The 15,849-nt window shown below is 73.9% G+C and carries 10 protein-coding genes; 4 read left to right on the top strand and 6 right to left on the bottom strand.

Annotation, left to right across the window (positions count from 1 at the left end; translation table 11 throughout):
• The 4 genes from JNW98_RS03895 to JNW98_RS03910 form a co-directional block, all read right to left on the bottom strand.
• A partial coding sequence (locus JNW98_RS03895; RefSeq protein WP_504754397.1) for an AAA family ATPase occupies window positions 1-2,260 on the bottom strand: 2,260 nt, incomplete at its 3' end.
• Window positions 2,261-3,147: 887 nt separating this feature from the next.
• Window positions 3,148-4,692 carry an MFS transporter gene (locus JNW98_RS03900; protein ID WP_223766636.1) on the bottom strand — a complete coding sequence of 515 codons (1,545 nt, stop codon included), beginning with the start codon at window positions 4,690-4,692 and terminating at the stop codon, window positions 3,148-3,150.
• Window positions 4,693-4,824: 132 nt separating this feature from the next.
• Window positions 4,825-6,648: an ABC transporter ATP-binding protein gene (locus tag JNW98_RS03905; RefSeq protein ID WP_223766637.1), complete on the bottom strand. Its 1,824-nt coding sequence runs from the start codon at window positions 6,646-6,648 to the stop codon at window positions 4,825-4,827.
• Complete coding sequence (locus JNW98_RS03910) at window positions 6,645-8,435, bottom strand: ABC transporter ATP-binding protein (protein WP_223766638.1); 1,791 nt, start codon at window positions 8,433-8,435, stop codon at window positions 6,645-6,647. The genes JNW98_RS03905 and JNW98_RS03910 overlap by 4 nt, the downstream gene beginning before the upstream one ends.
• A 166-nt stretch (window positions 8,436-8,601) precedes the next feature.
• Here JNW98_RS03910 and JNW98_RS03915 point away from each other — a divergent pair, with 166 nt between their 5' ends.
• Window positions 8,602-9,318 carry a TetR/AcrR family transcriptional regulator gene (locus JNW98_RS03915; protein WP_223766639.1) on the top strand — a complete coding sequence of 239 codons (717 nt, stop codon included), beginning with the start codon at window positions 8,602-8,604 and terminating at the stop codon, window positions 9,316-9,318.
• A 130-nt stretch (window positions 9,319-9,448) separates the two neighbouring features.
• Here JNW98_RS03915 and JNW98_RS03920 read toward each other — a convergent pair whose 3' ends face one another.
• Window positions 9,449-10,711, bottom strand: a complete 1,263-nt coding sequence (locus tag JNW98_RS03920; protein WP_223766640.1) for an MFS transporter — start codon at window positions 10,709-10,711, stop codon at window positions 9,449-9,451.
• A gap of 187 nt (window positions 10,712-10,898) precedes the next feature.
• Between JNW98_RS03920 and JNW98_RS03925 the strand changes: the two genes are divergently transcribed.
• The 3 genes from JNW98_RS03925 to JNW98_RS03935 all read left to right on the top strand — a co-directional run bounded on the left by JNW98_RS03925 (window position 10,899) and on the right by JNW98_RS03935 (window position 13,397).
• Window positions 10,899-11,834 carry a LysR family transcriptional regulator gene (locus tag JNW98_RS03925; RefSeq protein ID WP_223766641.1) on the top strand — a complete coding sequence of 312 codons (936 nt, stop codon included), beginning with the start codon at window positions 10,899-10,901 and terminating at the stop codon, window positions 11,832-11,834.
• A gap of 110 nt (window positions 11,835-11,944) precedes the next feature.
• On the top strand, window positions 11,945-12,856 hold the full coding sequence (locus JNW98_RS03930; protein ID WP_223766642.1) for an NADP-dependent oxidoreductase: 912 nt from the start codon (window positions 11,945-11,947) through the stop codon (window positions 12,854-12,856).
• Window positions 12,857-12,914: 58 nt separating this feature from the next.
• Window positions 12,915-13,397 (top strand): DUF6314 family protein, encoded by a 483-nt coding sequence (locus JNW98_RS03935; protein ID WP_223766643.1) that lies wholly within the window; start codon window positions 12,915-12,917, stop codon window positions 13,395-13,397.
• Window positions 13,398-13,401: 4 nt separating this feature from the next.
• On the opposite strand, the gene JNW98_RS03940 is transcribed toward JNW98_RS03935, so the two are convergent.
• Window positions 13,402-15,849 (bottom strand): MFS transporter (locus JNW98_RS03940; protein WP_223766644.1); only part of this gene is annotated, 2,448 nt, incomplete at its 5' end.

Here is a 15,849-nt window from a genome sequence, read left to right on the forward strand (position 1 = left end):
CCAGCGCGGCCACGTGGTCGGCCTGGAGCAGCAGGTACCCGGAGGTGGCGCCGCGGGCCAGCCGGGCGACCCGTGCGGCGACGTCCGCGGGGTCGCCGAGGCGCGCGGCCAGGTGCAGGCCGTCCATCTCGCGGGCGGTCCAGCCGCCGGCCGCGCACTGGTCGGCCAGGCGGAGCGCGTTCCGCGCCGCCCCGGACCGGTCGCCGGCGTGCGCGTGCACCACGACCGCCTCGACGGCCACGCCGCTCACCACGAACTGGTAGGAGGACTCGGTCTTCTGGAGGGCGCGGGCCTCGGAGAGGGCGCGCAGCGCCTCCGCCTGGTGGCCCATGTCGGCGAGCACGCCGGCGATCCGGGCCAGGGTCCAGGACCGTGAGACGCACAGGTCCTGGTCGCCCTGGAGGGAGACGGACCGCTGGAGCAGCGACAGGGCCTTCGGCAGTCGGCCCATCGCCCGGTCCAGCCGGGCCTGGAGCATGGCGGTCTGGGTGAGTCCGGCGCTCCACTCCTCGCGCTCCGAGCGGCGGCGCAGCCGTACCAGCGCCTCGCTCGCCTCGGGCAGCCGGCCCATGAGGAACGACGCGATGGCGGTGGCCACCTGGTGGTCGAGCCAGGCCCGGCCCTCCCAGCGGTCCAGCGCGGGCACGCACTGGCCGAGGAGTTCCAGCGCTCCGGCCGCGTCGCCGAGTTCGGTGCGGGCGATGGCCACGGCGGGCACCAGCGACTGCTTGAGCGGGGACTCGGGCGGCTCGCAGGGCAGCAGTTTCCGCCCGGCGGCGGCGACTTCGGCGATCCGGCCCTCCATCGTCCACATCAGCGCCTTGGCGCCGTGCAGCCGGTCGGCGCTCTCGGCGGGCAGGGCCTCCAGCGCGGCGTCGACGACCTGGTGCGCGTCCTCGACCCGGTGCAGGCCCTTGGCCATGTTGAGCGCCCGGGCGCGGACGAGTTCGGCGCGGGCGGCGACGGGGAACGCGACGTGGGGGTGCGCGCTCCCGGCGTCCTCACGGTCGTGACCGGTGTCCTGCGGCACGTCGGGCACGTCGAGGACGTCGTCCGCCTCGGCGTGCCGGCCGAGGCCGGTGAGGGCCCGGGCGAGGACGAGCCGCAGCTCGTGGTCGGGCGTCCCGCCGTCCGGCGCGGCCTGGGCGGACCGGCAGAGCCGTTCGGCCAGGACGAAGTCGAACCGTTCGACGGCCGCCCGGGCGGCGTCCAGGAGCTGTGCCGCGGGGACGGGGAGCCCGGCGTCGGCGCGGAGCACGGTCAGCCGCATGCGGTCGCCGCGCTGCCGGGGCCCGGCCTGCTCGATGGCCTCGACGAGCCGGGTGCGCAGCCGGCGGGCGGTGAGTGGCGGCATCGTCGCGACGATCACCTCGCTGTAGAGCGGGAAGGCCAGGCGCAGCCGCAGGTCCTCGCCCTCGGCGAGCAGGATGCCCCGCTTGTTGAGCGACTCGGCGGCGCGGGCGGACTCGGCCAGCAGCGGCAGGTCGGCGGCGAGCGGTTCGGCCAGGGCGACGAGTCCGACGAGTTCGGTCTCCTCGGGGTCGAGGTGACCGAGCCGGACGCGGACGAGTTCCAGGAGCCGGCCGGAGGCGTTGATGCGGCCGGTCCAGGTCCAGGCCCGGCCCATGGGGCGGAGGCTGTTCTGGGCCAGGGCGTGGCAGACGAGTTCGCGGAGGAAGAGGGCGTTGCCGAGGGTCATCGCGTACATGCGGTCCACCGTGCGTTCCTCGACGGCGCCGCCGAGGGCGGTGCGCAGCAGGGTGGCGACGGCGGGCCGGTCGAAGGGGCGGACCTCGTAGCGCTCGGCGAGGCGTTCCACCCAGAGGCGGTTGACGCCGTCGGGGGCGACGGCGTCCGTGGGGAGGGTGGCGACGACGTTCATCCGGCCGGCGACGACCATGCGGTGGAGCAGGTCGGCGGAGTCGGGGTCGAGGAGGTGGGCGTCGAGGACGCCGAGCAGGAGTCCGTCGCCGACGCGGTCGCGGAGCCGGGCGGCGACGGCGGCGCCCAGCCGGGTGGGTTCGTCGAGCAGTTCGACGAGATCGGTGCCGAGCCATTCCAGGAGTGCGCCGTACGGCATGCCCATGGTGCCGCGTACGGCGCGGATCCACCGGACGTCGTGTCCGTGCTCGGCCATGCGGGCCAGGACGGCGCGGGCGAGGCGGTTCTTGCCGACGCCGTGGTCGCCGGCGAGGAGGGCCCCGAGTCCGGTGGAGAGCAGGGCGGTGATGGCGTCGAGGTCGGCCTCGCGGGCGACCATGGGCCAGTTGTCGGCTTCGTCGAAGGGGCCGGCGGGGCCGTGGAGGGAAAAGCTTTTACCGTCTTTGCCTAACTCTTTGCCCCGCTGTTCCGTGCGGTTCTCGTCGGCTGCCGCCTCCGGTCTCTTCCGCCTCGTGAAATTTTCGCTATTATTCGTTGTCGGGCCGCAGGTTGCCCTTGCGGTCGGCGTGTGTGTTCGCACTGTGTGCTTCCCCCTGAGTTGCGCATTCCCCCGGAAGTCTTTCAACGGAAGGGGCGGTTCCGGGGCCCGGACGGGCCACGGCGGCCGTCAGCCGGGGAACAACCGCATTCCCTTCCGTACAGGAAAGACCAAACCGCTCCCGGGGGTGTCCTCGGTGCGGTGAATTTTGGCCGAATAATTGACCGGAAATCGGTGGCGCACGCACCGTCGCGGCACCCTCCGTCCGCTGGTCGGAGGCGCCTCACGGCCGATGAAGGCTGCCCGGCCGGAGCGCCGCCGCACCAGCGGCGACGGAATGCGGAAAAACACAGGACACTACACGTCCGAACACGATCGCACTCCCCCGTCCAGACACACGAGCATTCCTACCACGGATCACGGGAACTCCGCCCGGATCACGGGTCGCAGCCGCGCGGCGGCTCCAATGGAATGAAGCGTAGATATGTCCGGGAAATCCAGTCAACCAATCGACTGTGAGACGTGGATCACGCAATAGTGTCGGTAAAGCGGCGGGGCACGCTATGGCCCGCGGCAGTGGCCCGCAAGATGTTTCGGGAATGTTGATGGAATAACAATGGGAGAGCCGGGGACGCGGTGGCCCCGGCCCGGACGGATCTCCGTCGGCGGACCGGGGCACCGCTGCCGTCGCGCCCCACGGGGGCGAGGGCGCGACGACGGTCAGGTGGTCACTCGGCGGCCTGCGCCACCGGGGCGGCGGCCGTCCCGCCGGCCGCGCCGGCCCCGGCCCCGGCGGGCGTGGTCGGCTTGCGGACGAAGGCGATGACGGCGAGGCCGGTCACCAGCGCGATGATGCCGCTGGCGAGGAAGATGCGGTCGAAACCGGCCGCGAAGGCCTCCCGCAGCACGTGCTCCACGGCGTCCCGCGCCTGGGCGGGCGCCTCGGCGATGAGCTCGCCGGACTTGCCGCCGGTGAGGTCCTTGGCCGCGGCGCCCGGGTCCTGGAAGTGGCCGCTGTCGGAGAGCAGGCCCTTGGCACGGTCGGTCAGCACGGTGCCGAACACCGGGATGCCGAGGGCGAACCCGAGCTGCCGGAAGGTGTTCATGGCACCGCTGGACATGCCCGCCTTCTCCGGCGGCGCCGCCTGGAGCGCGGCGGACGCCAGCACCGGCGTGGCCATGCCGACGCCGACGCCGGTGACGATCAGGCCAGGCAGCAGCACCGTCCAGTTGGAGTCGGCCGCCAGCAGCATGTCGAGCAGGGTGCCGGTGCCGACGAGCAGCAGGCCGCCGCCGATGGAGATCTGCGGCGCGATGTTGGCCAGCGCCCGGCCCGCGGCGCCCGAGACCACGAAGGTCACCGCGCTGAGCGGGGTCAGCGCCAGGCCGGCCTTGACCGGCTCCAGGCCGAGGATGGACTGCGCCCACACCGACACGTAGACGAGGTTGGCGAAGGCCGCCGCGTTCAGCACCAGCGCGCCGATCATCAGCGCGGAGAAGGAGGGGCGGCGGAACAGCGACAGGTCCAGCATCGCGTCCGGCCGGCCGCGTTCGAGCAGGACGAACAGGATCAGCGCCAGTACGGCCCCGATGAACATGCCGATCGTGACCTTGTCGCCCCAGCCGTCGTCGCCGGCCCGGATCAGGCCGTAGATGAGGAGCGTGGCGGAGAGGGTGAAGGCCACCGTGCCGGGCACGTCGATGCGGCCGGCCCGCGGGTTGCGGGACTCGGTCAGCGCGCGCATGCCGATGACCACGGCGAGCGCGGCGACCGGCAGGTTGACCAGGAAGATGGCCCGCCAGCTGACGTGCTCGGTGAGCAGCCCGCCCAGCACCGGGCCGAGCGCGGCGGCGGCGCCGTTGACCGCGCCCCAGATGCCGAACGCGACACCCCGGTCCCGGCCCTCGTACGTCGCGCCGAGCAGCGCGGCGTTGGTGGCGAACATGGCGGCGGCGCCGACACCCTGCACACCGCGCGCGGCGATCAGCGTCTCGGAGTTGGGGGCGACACCGCAGAGGAGGGAGGCGACGGCGAAGATGCCGAGACCGATCAGGAACACCTTGCGGCGGCCGATCCGGTCCGAGGCGGAACCCGCCGCCATCAGCAGGGCGGCCAGCACCAGCACATAGATGTCGACGGTCCATTGTAGGGAGGCGAACGACGAACCGAGGCCGCTCGCCATGGCCGGCACCGCGACGCTGACGATGGTGACATCCACCAGCAGCATGAACGTACTCAGGGAAATGGCCAGCAGTGGCAACCATTTGCGCATGACTTGCTGTCTCCAGAGCAGGGGTTGGGAGCGGATCCGTGGGCGGCACGGGTCCGCGGGGACGTGCGACGCGCCTCTCCTCGGCGGGCGGTAAAGCGGCGGCCGGCGGCCGGGGCGGGGGACCCCGCGCGGTCAGCGGATCGGGGCGGTCAGCGGATCGGGGCGGCCGGCGGGATCACCGGATTCGGGCGGTCCGGATTCGGGCGATCCTGAGGCGTCCGGCCGGTTGCCTCCCCCGGTCAGCCGCCAGCCCGTGGCCCGGCTGCGCTCGGACCAGAAGGCCGCGTACCGCCCGTCGAGCGCGACGAGTTCGTCGTGCGTGCCGCGCTCGGCGATCCGGCCGCCGTCGAGGACGACGATCTGGTCGGCGGCCATGACGGTCCGCATCCGGTGGGCGATGACGAGCAGCGTCCGGTCGGCGGTGAGCGCGGCCAGCGCGGCCTGCACCGCGTGCTCGTTCTCCGGGTCGAGGGCGGCGGTGGCCTCGTCCAGGAGCACGATGTCGGAGTCCTTCAGCAGCGCCCGGGCGATGGACACCCGCTGCCGCTCGCCGCCGGAGAGCGCCGTTCCGCCCTCACCGACCTTGGTGTCCCAGCCCTGCGGGAGCCGGGCCGCGATCTCGTCGACGTGGGCGAGCCGGGCCGCCTCGCGGACCTCGGCCGCGGTGGCGTCCGGGCGGCCGACGCGGATGTTGTCCTCGATGGTGCCCTCGAAGAGGTAGACGTCCTGGAAGACCATGGAGATCCGGGACATCAGGTCCTCGGTGGTCAGGTCGCGGACGTCCGCGCCGCCGACCCGAACGGCCCCCGCGTCCACGTCCCAGAAGCGGGCGATCAGCCGGGTGATGGTCGTCTTGCCGGAGCCGGACGGACCGACCAGCGCGGTCATCGTGCGCGGGGGCACGGTGAAGGACACGTCGGAGAGGACCGGGCGGCCGTCGTAGCCGAAGCCCACGCCGTCGAGCTCGATGCCGGAGTCCCGCGGGGACGCGGGCTCGGCCGGCTCCGGGAGGGCCGGGACCTTCAGCAGCTCCTCCACCTTCTCCAGCGCGTTGCGCGCCATGCGCAGGCTGGACCCCAGCGTGGCCGACTCGGACATCGGCTCGACGAACCGGGCCGCCAGCACCAGCAGCGCCAGCAGCTTGGCCACCTGGAGCTCCCCGCCGAGCGCGAGGTAGGTGCCCACGACCGTGACGGTGGTGAACGCCGCCTGGATCACCAGGGTGAAGCCGACGATCCCCGGCACGCCCGTGACCAGCACCTTGCGGCCCAGGTCGCGCTGGTTCTCCAGGGCCGCGCCCAGCGCCCGGTGCCCGGCCGGCCCGCGGCCGAACACCCGCAGGACGGGCTGGTGCTGGACGAACTCGATGATCCGGTTCGCGGCCTCGGAGCGCGCCTCGTCCCGTACCTCGTCGGCCTTCCGGGCCAGGTTCGCGCTCCAGCGGTAGACGAGGACGATGAAGGGGACGGTGAGGACGGCGGCCAGCGCGAGGCGCCAGTCGAAGACGAACATCAGGGCGACGACCGTGCCGGGGGTGAGGAACCCGGTGATCAGCGGACGCAGCAGGTGGGCCGGGACGCCCATGATGTCCATGACGTTCTGCGTGGTCAACTGGCCGAGCTTGCCGACCTGCTCGGGCCCGAACCAGCCCAGCGGCAGGCCGGAGACGTGGTCCCCGATGCGGTGGTGGAGGCTGCGGGAGAGGGTGGCGCCGGCCTGGTAGCCGGTGAGCAGGCTGGCGTAGTGGGCGATGCCGTAGGCGACGGACGCGCCGACGAGGGTCCACAGCCACGGCCAGACCCGGTCGGGGTCGTCACCGAGCAGTTCCCGCAGCACGGGGACGAGCAGGGCGAACGCGACGCCCTGGAGGACGGCCGCGGCGCACAGCGCGATCAGCATCCGGCGGAGCACGGGCCGCTGGTCCGGGCCGACGACGGCGAAGAGTTGACGGATCATCGGACGCGCTCCTCTTCCTGGGCCGGGGCCTGGGCCACGGGGGTGGCGGCCGGCCGGCGTTCGGCCGTCGCCTCGTGCGCCCGCCACATGCGGGCGTACATGCCGTCGGCGGCGAGCAGCCGTTCGTGGGTGCCCTGTTCGGCGATCCGGCCGCCGTCGAGGACGACGATGCGGTCGGCGCCGGCGATGGTGGCCAGCCGGTGGGCGATCACCAGCACGGTCTTGCCGCGCGTGAGTTCGGTGAGCGCGTCCTGCACGGCGGCCTCCGACTCGGGGTCGGCGAACACGGTCGCCTCGTCGAGGACGATCACCGGGGTGTCGGCCAGCAGCGCCCGGGCGATCGACACCCGCTGTGCCTCGCCGCCGGAGAACCGGGCGTCCTCGCCGACCACGGAGGCGTAGCCGCGCGGCAGCCGGGTGATCCGGTCGTGGACGCAGGCGCCGCGCGCGGCCTTCTCGACCTCGGCCGGGTCCGCGTCGGGGCGGGCGAGGCGGATGTTGGCGGAGACGGTGTCGCGCAGCAGCTGCACGTCCTGGAAGACGAACGCGATCCGCCGGTACAGCTCGTCGGGCGGGAGGTCGCGCAGGTCGACGCCGCCGAGCCGGACGGAGCCCTCCGTCACGTCCCAGAACCGGGGCAGCAGGGAGGCGAGGGTGGACTTGCCGGAGCCGGAGGCGCCGACCAAGGCGGTCACCGTGCCGGGCTCCAGGGTGAGGTCGATGCCCTTGAGCACCTCGTTCTCGCCGTCGTAGGAGAAGCGGACGGCGTCGAACTCGATGCGGTGGCCGTTCGGGGCCGACGGCCGCTCGGGGACCGGGAGTTCCGGCGTCTCCAGCAGCTCGGTGACGCGCTCGGCGGCCATCCGGGCGGTGCGCAGCTCGTAGGTGGCGTAGCTGAGGGCGAGCACCGGCGCGGTGAGGCCGACGCCGAGCAGGGTGAACGGCAGCAGGTCGACGGCGTCGAGGCTGCCGTCGGTGACGAAGCAGGCGCCGCCGAGGAGGACGGTGAGCAGCACGACGACGGGTGACAGCAGGATCTCGGAGGCGGCGCGGGGGCGGACCATCGAGGAGACCCAGGTCATGAAGAACGAGCCGAAGCCGTCGGCGGCCTCGGCGAACCGCCGGTGGGCGCGCCGGGTCTGGCCGAAGGTCTTGACGACGGCGATGCCCTGGACGAACTCGACGGCGCTGGCGTTGATCCGGCCCATCGCCTCGTCGAAGGCGGTGAGCTGGGTCTTCATGCCGGCCATGGTCCACAGGTAGGCCGTCAGGCCCAGCACCAGCGGGGCGATCGTCACCAGCGTCATCCGCCAGTCGACGGCGAAGAGGTAGGCCAGTGAGGTCACCGGGACCACGACGGCGGCGGTGAGTTCGAGCAGGGAGTGGGCCACCAGGTGGTGCATGGCGGTGACGTCGTCCTGCAGCGTCTTCTTGACCGTGCCGGAGTTGCGGGCGGAGAACCAGCCGAGCGGGAGCCGGCCGAGGCGGTCCACCAGGCGGCGGCGGATGTCGAGTTGCAGGTCGTTGTCGGCGAGGTGGGTGATGCCACCCGCTCCTACCAGGAGTAACAGCCGCACCAGCAGGCCGGCCACGCCGAGCCAGGTGACGGTCCAGGCGCGGCCGTGGTCGATGCCGTCGTCGTCGAGCAGCACGCGGCCCAGTTCGGCGACCGCGACGAAGGGCACGACGCCGGCCACCGCCGAGACCGCCTGCAGGGCGACGGCCACCCCCAAGCGCCGCCGGACGGGGCGGAGCAGGGTACTCAGTGCAGCACGTTCTGCGGTCATCAGCGCCTCAGCTAGACAGTGTTCAAGAGCTTAGGGCGACCTTATCTCGCTGCCGGGCCGGAAAGTCAAGCACTCGACGGAACAGGGGCTTTCGGACACCGGGCGGGCACCGGGCGGCCCTCCCGCCCCAAGGCCCCTGTCGCAACGCTGCGTTAAAGTGCCCGGCATGACTGCTCATCCCGTGCGATCGCGCTCCCGGACCGCCGCCGGGCTCCCGCCCATCACCGCCGAGAAAGTGATCACCGCGGCCCTCGACCTGACCAGGGAACACGGCCTGGAGGGCTGGTCGATCCGGCAGCTCTCCGGGGCACTGGGCGTCTACCCCGGGGTCATCTACCACCACGTCGGGGACCGCGAGGCCGTGGTGGAGATGGTGACGGACCGTGTCGTCGCCGGAATGCCGCTGCCCGACGGCGACCTCCCGTGGCGCGCCTGGTTCCAGGCGTTCCTGGTGGAGGGCCGGCTGGTCCTGCGCGAACATCCGGGGACGGCGCGACGGCTGGTGCGCCTGGGCCCGACGGTGCCCGCCGCCCTGCCGGCCATCGACCGCGGCGTGCGGGTCCTGCTGAGGGCGGGTTTCGGCCAGGACGCCACCCTCGTCTACCGCTACCTCCTCAACAGCGCCTTCATGCTGGTCGCCACCGAGGACGAGGAGGAGGCCAACCCCGGCGGCCGCTCCCGGATGACCGAGGTCCTCGGCGCCTACCACGACGCCGACGACCGCCCGGGCCTCGCCGCGGCGGGCAGCGACGTCCTCCACCGGGCCGCGGACCCGCGCTCCCCGCAGGAAATGGCCGCGGATTTCTTCGCGTTCACGGTGGCGAGGGCACTGGACGGCGCGGAGGCGCTGATCGGCGGGAGCGGCGCGGGGAAGGCACGGTGACCTCGGCCGGACGGTGACCTCGGCCGGACGGTGACCTCGGCCGGACGGTGATCTCAGCGGGCAACGCGCCGACCGCCCCGGACCGTTCGGTTCCGGGGCGGTCGGCGTACGGCCGGTTTCCGGCCACCGGTCACCGCGGCTGCGGGGCGGGATCGGCCGGCGCGTCCTCCGGCACCACACTGGGCGCGGACCGCGGAGCCGCCTCCCGCCGCCGTACGAGCCGGTGGGCGAGCTCGGACGTCAGGAGCCCGAGGAGGGCGACGGCCGCGGCCACGAAGCCGAGGCTGTCCGGGCCGCCCGTCTTGACCGCCACTCCGCCGACCGCGCCGGCCAGCGCGATGGCCAGGTACAGGATCGACGCGTGCAGCGACACGAGCACCGACGCCAGCGGCGGGTTGAGCCCGATCAGCCGGTGCTGCTGCGGCGCGCTCATGCTGAACCCCGCCACGGCGAAGACCGCGACGAAGCCGACCGACGCCGGGTACGAGCCGGAGAACAGCGGCAGGGCGACGAGGCAGACCCCCACCCACACCAGGCAGATCGCCATCACGCTCCGGCCGCCGACACGGTCGGTCAGGACGCCGGCCAGATAGCTGCCCAGGATGGCCACCACGCCGAGCGTGAACATCAGACCCGCGACCTTGCCGTCGGACCCGCCGGTGGCGTCGGAGAAGACCTCGGCGATGTAGGTGTACAGCACGTACACCGAGGTGAACGCCAGCATCGTGGTGACCAGCGTCGCGAGCACCCGTCCGTCGGCCAGCGGGCGCAGCCTGCTCCGGAGCCCCTCGGGCGGCGGGCTCGCGATGGTCCGCGGCACCAGCGCGACCAGCCCGAGGATGCCCACCGCGGCCAGTCCGGCCACGAACCACATCGTGCCGCGCCAGCCGAACCGGCTGCCGAACGCCGTCCCGATCGGCGCGCCGAACGCCGTCGCCGCCGTGAACCCGGTGAGCACCGTGGCGATGGCGCGCCCCCGGCGCTCCGGCGGCACCAGCGCGGCGGCCGACGCGGCGGCAACCGGTACGAACAGGCCGGTGCCGGCCGCGGCGACCGCCTGCGCGACCAGCAGCAGCGGGTAGTTCGGCGCCAGCGCCGCGCCGGCCGTGCCGGCGAGGTAGACCAGCGCGGCGCCGAGCAGCACGCCCCGGCGCGACCGGGCGGCGGTCGCCGTCGCCAGCACCGGCCCCAGGAGGGCGCAGGCCAGCGCGTAGACGGTCACCACCTGGCCGGCCGCGGCCGTCGAGACGCCGAGCGAGTCCTCCAGGTGCGGCAGCATTCCGGCCAGCACGAATTCATTGGTGGCCACGGCGAACACGCCGAATCCCAGCAGCGGGACGCTCCACCGGGACGCATTTCCCGGGGTATCGCCCAATGTATTCGACACGTGCATTCCTCTCGTGCGGGATGTGCGGGAACGCCAAGAAGTCCACCTGCGTCACGGCGACGGCGGCGGACAAGTCCCCACCCCCACGAGGGGCTTGTCCACCGCCTCGCCGCCGCGCCCCCGGCCGTATCGTCCAACGCCGCCGATCCGCCGGTCCAATACGAGGTCCGTCTGACCGGTATCATCGATCCTTATGGAGATAAGGCAGTTGGAGTATTTCGTGGCCGTCGCCGAGGAAAAGAGCTTCACGAAAGCCGCCGCGAAACTGCATGTCGCCCAGCCCGGAGTGAGCACGCAGATACGCCAACTGGAGCGCGAACTCGGGCAGGAGCTGCTGGACCGCACCGGCCGTACGGTCCGCCTCACCGAGGTCGGCGCCGCCGTCCTGACCCGCGCCCGGGCCGCGCTCGCCGCCCTGGCCGCGGTGCGGCAGGCCGTCGACGAGCACACGGGCCTGCTGCGCGGCAGGGTGTCGGTCGGGATGGTCGCCTCGTCGGCCGCCGCCTACGACCTGCCGCGGCTCCTCGCCGACTTCCACCGGGAGCACCCGGCCATCGAGATCACCCTCTCCGAGTCCACCTCGGACCTGCTGCTGACCGACCTGCGCGAGGGCCGGTTCGACGCGGTGGCCGTCTCCCCGTCGGCGCCGCTCCCGCCCGGGATCGACTCCCTGACGGTGGCCGACGAACCGTTGGTCGCCGCCGTCGCCCACGACCACCCGCTGGCCCACCGCACCTCCCTGCGGCTCGCCGAACTCCGCGACGAGCCGCTGATCGTCTTCCATCCGAGCGTCGGCGCCCGCCACACCGTCGAGGACGCCTGCTCCGAGGCCGGTTTCCCGCCGCGCATCGCCTTCGAGGCCAGTGACCCCAACCTGCTCGCCGACCTGGCCGTGCGCGGCCTCGGCGTCGCCGTCCTCCCCGCCCCCTTCGCCGCCGCCCGCCCGGAGGCGCTGCGGACCGTCGCCCTCACCGACCCCCCGATGCGCGGCGCGATCGTCTTCGCCTGGCGCGGGACGGGCACGACGAACCCGGCGGCCGGCGCGCTGATCCGCCACCTCCGAAGCTCGGTGGGAACCGTGGGGTCCGTGGGGTCCGTAGGGAACACCGTGCCCCCGGCCCGCCCTTGACCTCAACCGCGGTCGAGGTCGCACGATGAGCGCGGCGTCGAACGGAGACGCCCTCCGGAAGCGTCGCACGAGACGCACTCCGAGAACCGCGCGAGACGAGGGAACAGCGCATGAAGGCAGCGGCGATCAACGCGTTCGGCGGCCCCGAGGCCGTGGAACTGCTCGACCTCCCGACCCCCGAGCCCGGCCCGGGCCAGGTGCGGGTACGGGTGCGGGCGGCCGGGGTCCAGCCCGTCGACGCCGCCGTCCGGCGCGGCCTGTTCCACACCGGCGCCGCGCCGGAGTTCCCGCTGACGATCGGCAACGACTTCGCCGGGGTCGTCGACCGGACGGGCGAGGGCGCGGACGGCTTCCCGGTCGGCGCCGAGGTGCTGGGCTGGTCCCTGCTGGCCTGCCACGCCGAGTACGTCGTCGTCCCTGTCGACCAGCTCGTCGCCAAGCCCGCGGCCATGCCGTGGGAGGTGGCCGGTGCCTTCTCCGCCTCGGCGCAGACCGCGCACACGGCCCTCGAACGGCTCGGCGTCGGGGCGGGCGACACCCTGCTGGTCCACGCGGCGGCCGGCGGCGTGGGCACGGTCGCCGTCCAGCTGGCCCGGGCGTACGGCGCCACGGTCGTGGGCACCGCGAGCCCCCGCAACCACGACTACGTACGCTCCCTGGGCGCCCTCCCGGTGGCCTACGGCGACGGCCTGGTGGAGCGTGTCCGCGCGCTGGCGCCGCAGGGGATCACCGCGGCGCTCGACGCGGCGGGCGGCGCCGCCCTCGACGCGTCGCTCGACCTGGTCCCCGACCGCGCGCGGATCGGCACGCTCGTCGACGCCGGCCGGGCCCCCGCGCTGGGCGTGCCGTTCCTCCGCTCCGAGCGGTCGGCCGAGCGCCTGGCCGCGCTGACCGCCCTCTGGGCGGAGGGCCGGCTCCGCGTCGAGGTCTCCCGCCTCTTCCCCCTGGACCGCGCCGCGGACGCGCACCGCGCGATCGAGACGGGCCACGGCCGCGGCAAGATCGCCCTGGTGATGAGCTGAGGCCGAGGCCCCTCGGCCGCCCCGGAGCCGTCCCGCCCGCCGCGCGATAATGCCTGCCATGAGCTCCACCGCCCCCGCCCCGACAACGCCCCCGGGCGCGCCGCACCCGGTCCCCGACACCCTCGCGTACCTCGCCGGGCGGTGGACGGTCGACCGCGTCCTCCGCGACCTGGCCGGCGGCCTGGAGGGCACGTTCCGCGGGACGGCGGCGTTCCGCCCGGACGCCGCCGGGGCGACGCGCCTGCTGCACGTCGAGGACGGCGAGCTCACCTGGGGCGGGACCACCGGCCGGGCGGGCCGGACGCTCCTGCTGGACGGCCGCCCGGACGGCACGGCCGACGTCGCGTTCGCCGACGGCCGCCCCTTCCACGACCTGGACCTGCGCACCGGCCACTGGGCCGTCCGCCACCCCTGCGGCCGGGACCGCTACGAGGGAACGTTCACCGTCGTCTCGGCCGACGAATGGCGCCTCGCCTGGCGCACCACCGGCCCGGCCAAGGACCACCTCCAGCACACGGTGTACCGACGCGCGCGCTCTTGAGCCCTCACCTCCCGTGCCGCTCCCGGAACATGTCGGTGAGCCCCTGGTCCGCGTGGCCCAGTTGCAGGTCCCGCTCGGTCCGGCCGCCCCCGGCGACCTGGAGGACCGTCGCCACCGGCGGGTACCCGGCCGCGACCACGGTGTACTCCCCCGCGGACAGGTCGACGAAGCGGAACGTGCCGTCGGCGCCGGTGATCGCGGAGGCGACGACGTTCCCCGCCACGTCGAGCAGCGTGACCCGGGCGTCCTCGACCGGCCGGCCGCCTCCGGCGCGGACCGTGCCGCGCAGCACCGCGCCGCCCGCCAGCTCGATGTCCTGCCGGGTCTCCCGCGCCGACTGGACGGTGACCGGGAGCGCGGCCGGGCGGCAGGAGGGGGCGCTGGCGGCCAGGGTGTACTCGCCGGCGACGAGTTCGCCGATGACGTAGCCGCCCTCGTGCCCGGTCCGGGTGGAGGCGACGACCTCGCCCTGGACGCTGGTGAGCGTCACCAGCGCCTCGCACACCGGACTGCCGTCGGCGGCGCGGACGGTGCCCGCGAGCCGCCCGGCGCCGCCGAGGACCACGTCGAGCTCGACCGGCCGGTCGCCGACGGTGACGGTGACCGCCTGCGGCTGGTGGCCGCCGGCCGCGGCGATGAGGACGTACGAGCCGGTGCCCGGCGTGCTCAGCGCGTACCGGCCGTCCTCGCCGCTGGCGCCGCGCCCGATCTGCCGTCCCTGCGCGTCGATCAGGGTGAGCGCGGCCCGGGCGACGGTGGTGCCGTCCTGGTGCTGCACGGCGCCGGTGACGGGCATCCCGCCGGCGTGCTGCGGGGCGGCGTGCGGCGGGGCGGCGTCGGGGGCGATGTCGCGGACGTACGCGTCCCGCACCGGGCCCGGCTCGGCGAACAGCGGCCCGGTGACCATCGGCGCGGGCGGCGGCGCGGGCGGTTCGCTGCGGGCGGGCGGGATGGTGGGTGCTTCGGGGGCGTTGTGGGACACCAGCGGTTTCTCCTTCAGCAGGAACGCGAGCAGGAAGCCGAGGACGAACACCGGCACCAGGTAGAGGAAGATCCGCGGCATGGCGTCCGCGTACGCCCGCACGTAGCCGTCCCGCAGCGCCGCCGGGAGGGCGTGCACCAGGCCGGGGGTGAGGGAGTCGGTGTCCGGGAGCCCGGCGCGGCGCGGGAGTTCGCCGGCGAGGCGGTCGGCCAGCCGGTGCGCGAAGAGGGTGCCGAAGACGGCGGCGCCCACCGAACCGCCGATCTGCCGGAAGAAGTTGTTGGCGCTGGTGGCGGTGCCGAGGTCGGCGGGGTGGACGGAGTTCTGCACGGCGAGGATGAGCACGGGCAGGGCCAGGCCGATGCCGGTGCCGAGGACGGCCATCCAGAGGCTGTAGACGAGCCGTCCGGTGCCGGCGTCGAGGTGGGAGAGCAGGTACATGCCCTCGGCGGCGAGGGCGCAGCCGAGGACGGGCAGCAGCTTGTAGTGGCCGGTGCGGCTGACGAGTTGGCCCGCGACGAGCGAGGCGGCCACGACGCCGCCCATCATCGGCAGCATCAGCAGCCCGGACTCGGTGGCGTCGGCGCCGTCGACCATCTGGAGGAAGGTCGGCAGGTAGCTGGCGGCGCCGAAGAGGCCGACGCCGACGACGGCACCGATCAGTCCGGTGACGGTGAAGACGGAGTCGCGGAACAGGTGCGGCGGGATGATGGGTTCGGCCGCGTACTGCTCGACGACGAGGAACAGCAGGGCCGTGCCGAGCGCCCCGGCGGCGAGGCCGAGGGTGACGCGCGAGGTCCACGCGTACTCGGTCCCGCCCCAGCTCGTGAGCAGCACCAGGCAGGTGGCGGAGGCGCTGAGCAGCAGCGCGCCGAGGACGTCGAACCGGCCGCGGGCGGTGGGCCGGGGCAGGTCGAGGGCCTTGAGGACGACGGCGAGGGTGATCAGTCCGAAGGGCACGTTGACGTAGAAGCACCAGCGCCAGGAGGCGTGGTCGGTGAAGAACCCGCCGAGCAGCGGTCCGGCGACGGAGGCCAGTCCGAAGGCGGCGCTGATGACGCCCATGAAGCGGCCGCGCTCGCGGGGCGGGACGATGTCGGCGATGATCGCCTGCACGCCGATCAGCAGCCCGCCGGCGCCGACGCCCTGGAGCGCGCGGAAGGCGATGAGCTGGTCCATGGTCCGCGACCAGCCGGCGAGTCCGGAGCCGAGGACGAAGACGACGATCGCGAAGACGAAGACGGTCTTGCGGCCGAGGAGGTCGCCGACCTTGCCGTAGAGCGGCAGCACGACCGTGGAGGTGAGCAGGTAGGCGGTGACGGCCCAGGACATGCGGTCCACGCCGTGCAGGTCGCCGACGATCCGCGGGAGTGCGGTGGCCACGATCGTCTGGTCGAGCGCCGCGAGGAGCAGGGTGAGCATCAGCGCGGTGAAGACGAGGCGGACCCGGCCCCGCCCCGGCCGGGAGTT

This window comes from Streptomyces huiliensis, assembly GCF_020037025.1.
Classification (GTDB): domain Bacteria; phylum Actinomycetota; class Actinomycetes; order Streptomycetales; family Streptomycetaceae; genus Streptomyces; species Streptomyces huiliensis.

What these genes read in the sequence shown, in the direction of transcription:
- JNW98_RS03920 (WP_223766640.1), bottom strand. Translation starts at nt 10,711, where the DNA reads ATGCACGTGTCGAATACATTGGGCGATACCCCGGGAAATGCGTCCCGG.
- JNW98_RS03910 (WP_223766638.1), bottom strand. Translation starts at nt 8,435, where the DNA reads ATGACCGCAGAACGTGCTGCACTGAGTACCCTGCTCCGCCCCGTCCGG.
- JNW98_RS03925 (WP_223766641.1), top strand. Translation starts at nt 10,899, where the DNA reads ATGGAGATAAGGCAGTTGGAGTATTTCGTGGCCGTCGCCGAGGAAAAG.
- JNW98_RS03930 (WP_223766642.1), top strand. Translation starts at nt 11,945, where the DNA reads ATGAAGGCAGCGGCGATCAACGCGTTCGGCGGCCCCGAGGCCGTGGAA.
- JNW98_RS03935 (WP_223766643.1), top strand. Translation starts at nt 12,915, where the DNA reads ATGAGCTCCACCGCCCCCGCCCCGACAACGCCCCCGGGCGCGCCGCAC.
- JNW98_RS03905 (WP_223766637.1), bottom strand. Translation starts at nt 6,648, where the DNA reads ATGATCCGTCAACTCTTCGCCGTCGTCGGCCCGGACCAGCGGCCCGTG.
- JNW98_RS03900 (WP_223766636.1), bottom strand. Translation starts at nt 4,692, where the DNA reads ATGCGCAAATGGTTGCCACTGCTGGCCATTTCCCTGAGTACGTTCATG.
- JNW98_RS03915 (WP_223766639.1), top strand. Translation starts at nt 8,602, where the DNA reads ATGACTGCTCATCCCGTGCGATCGCGCTCCCGGACCGCCGCCGGGCTC.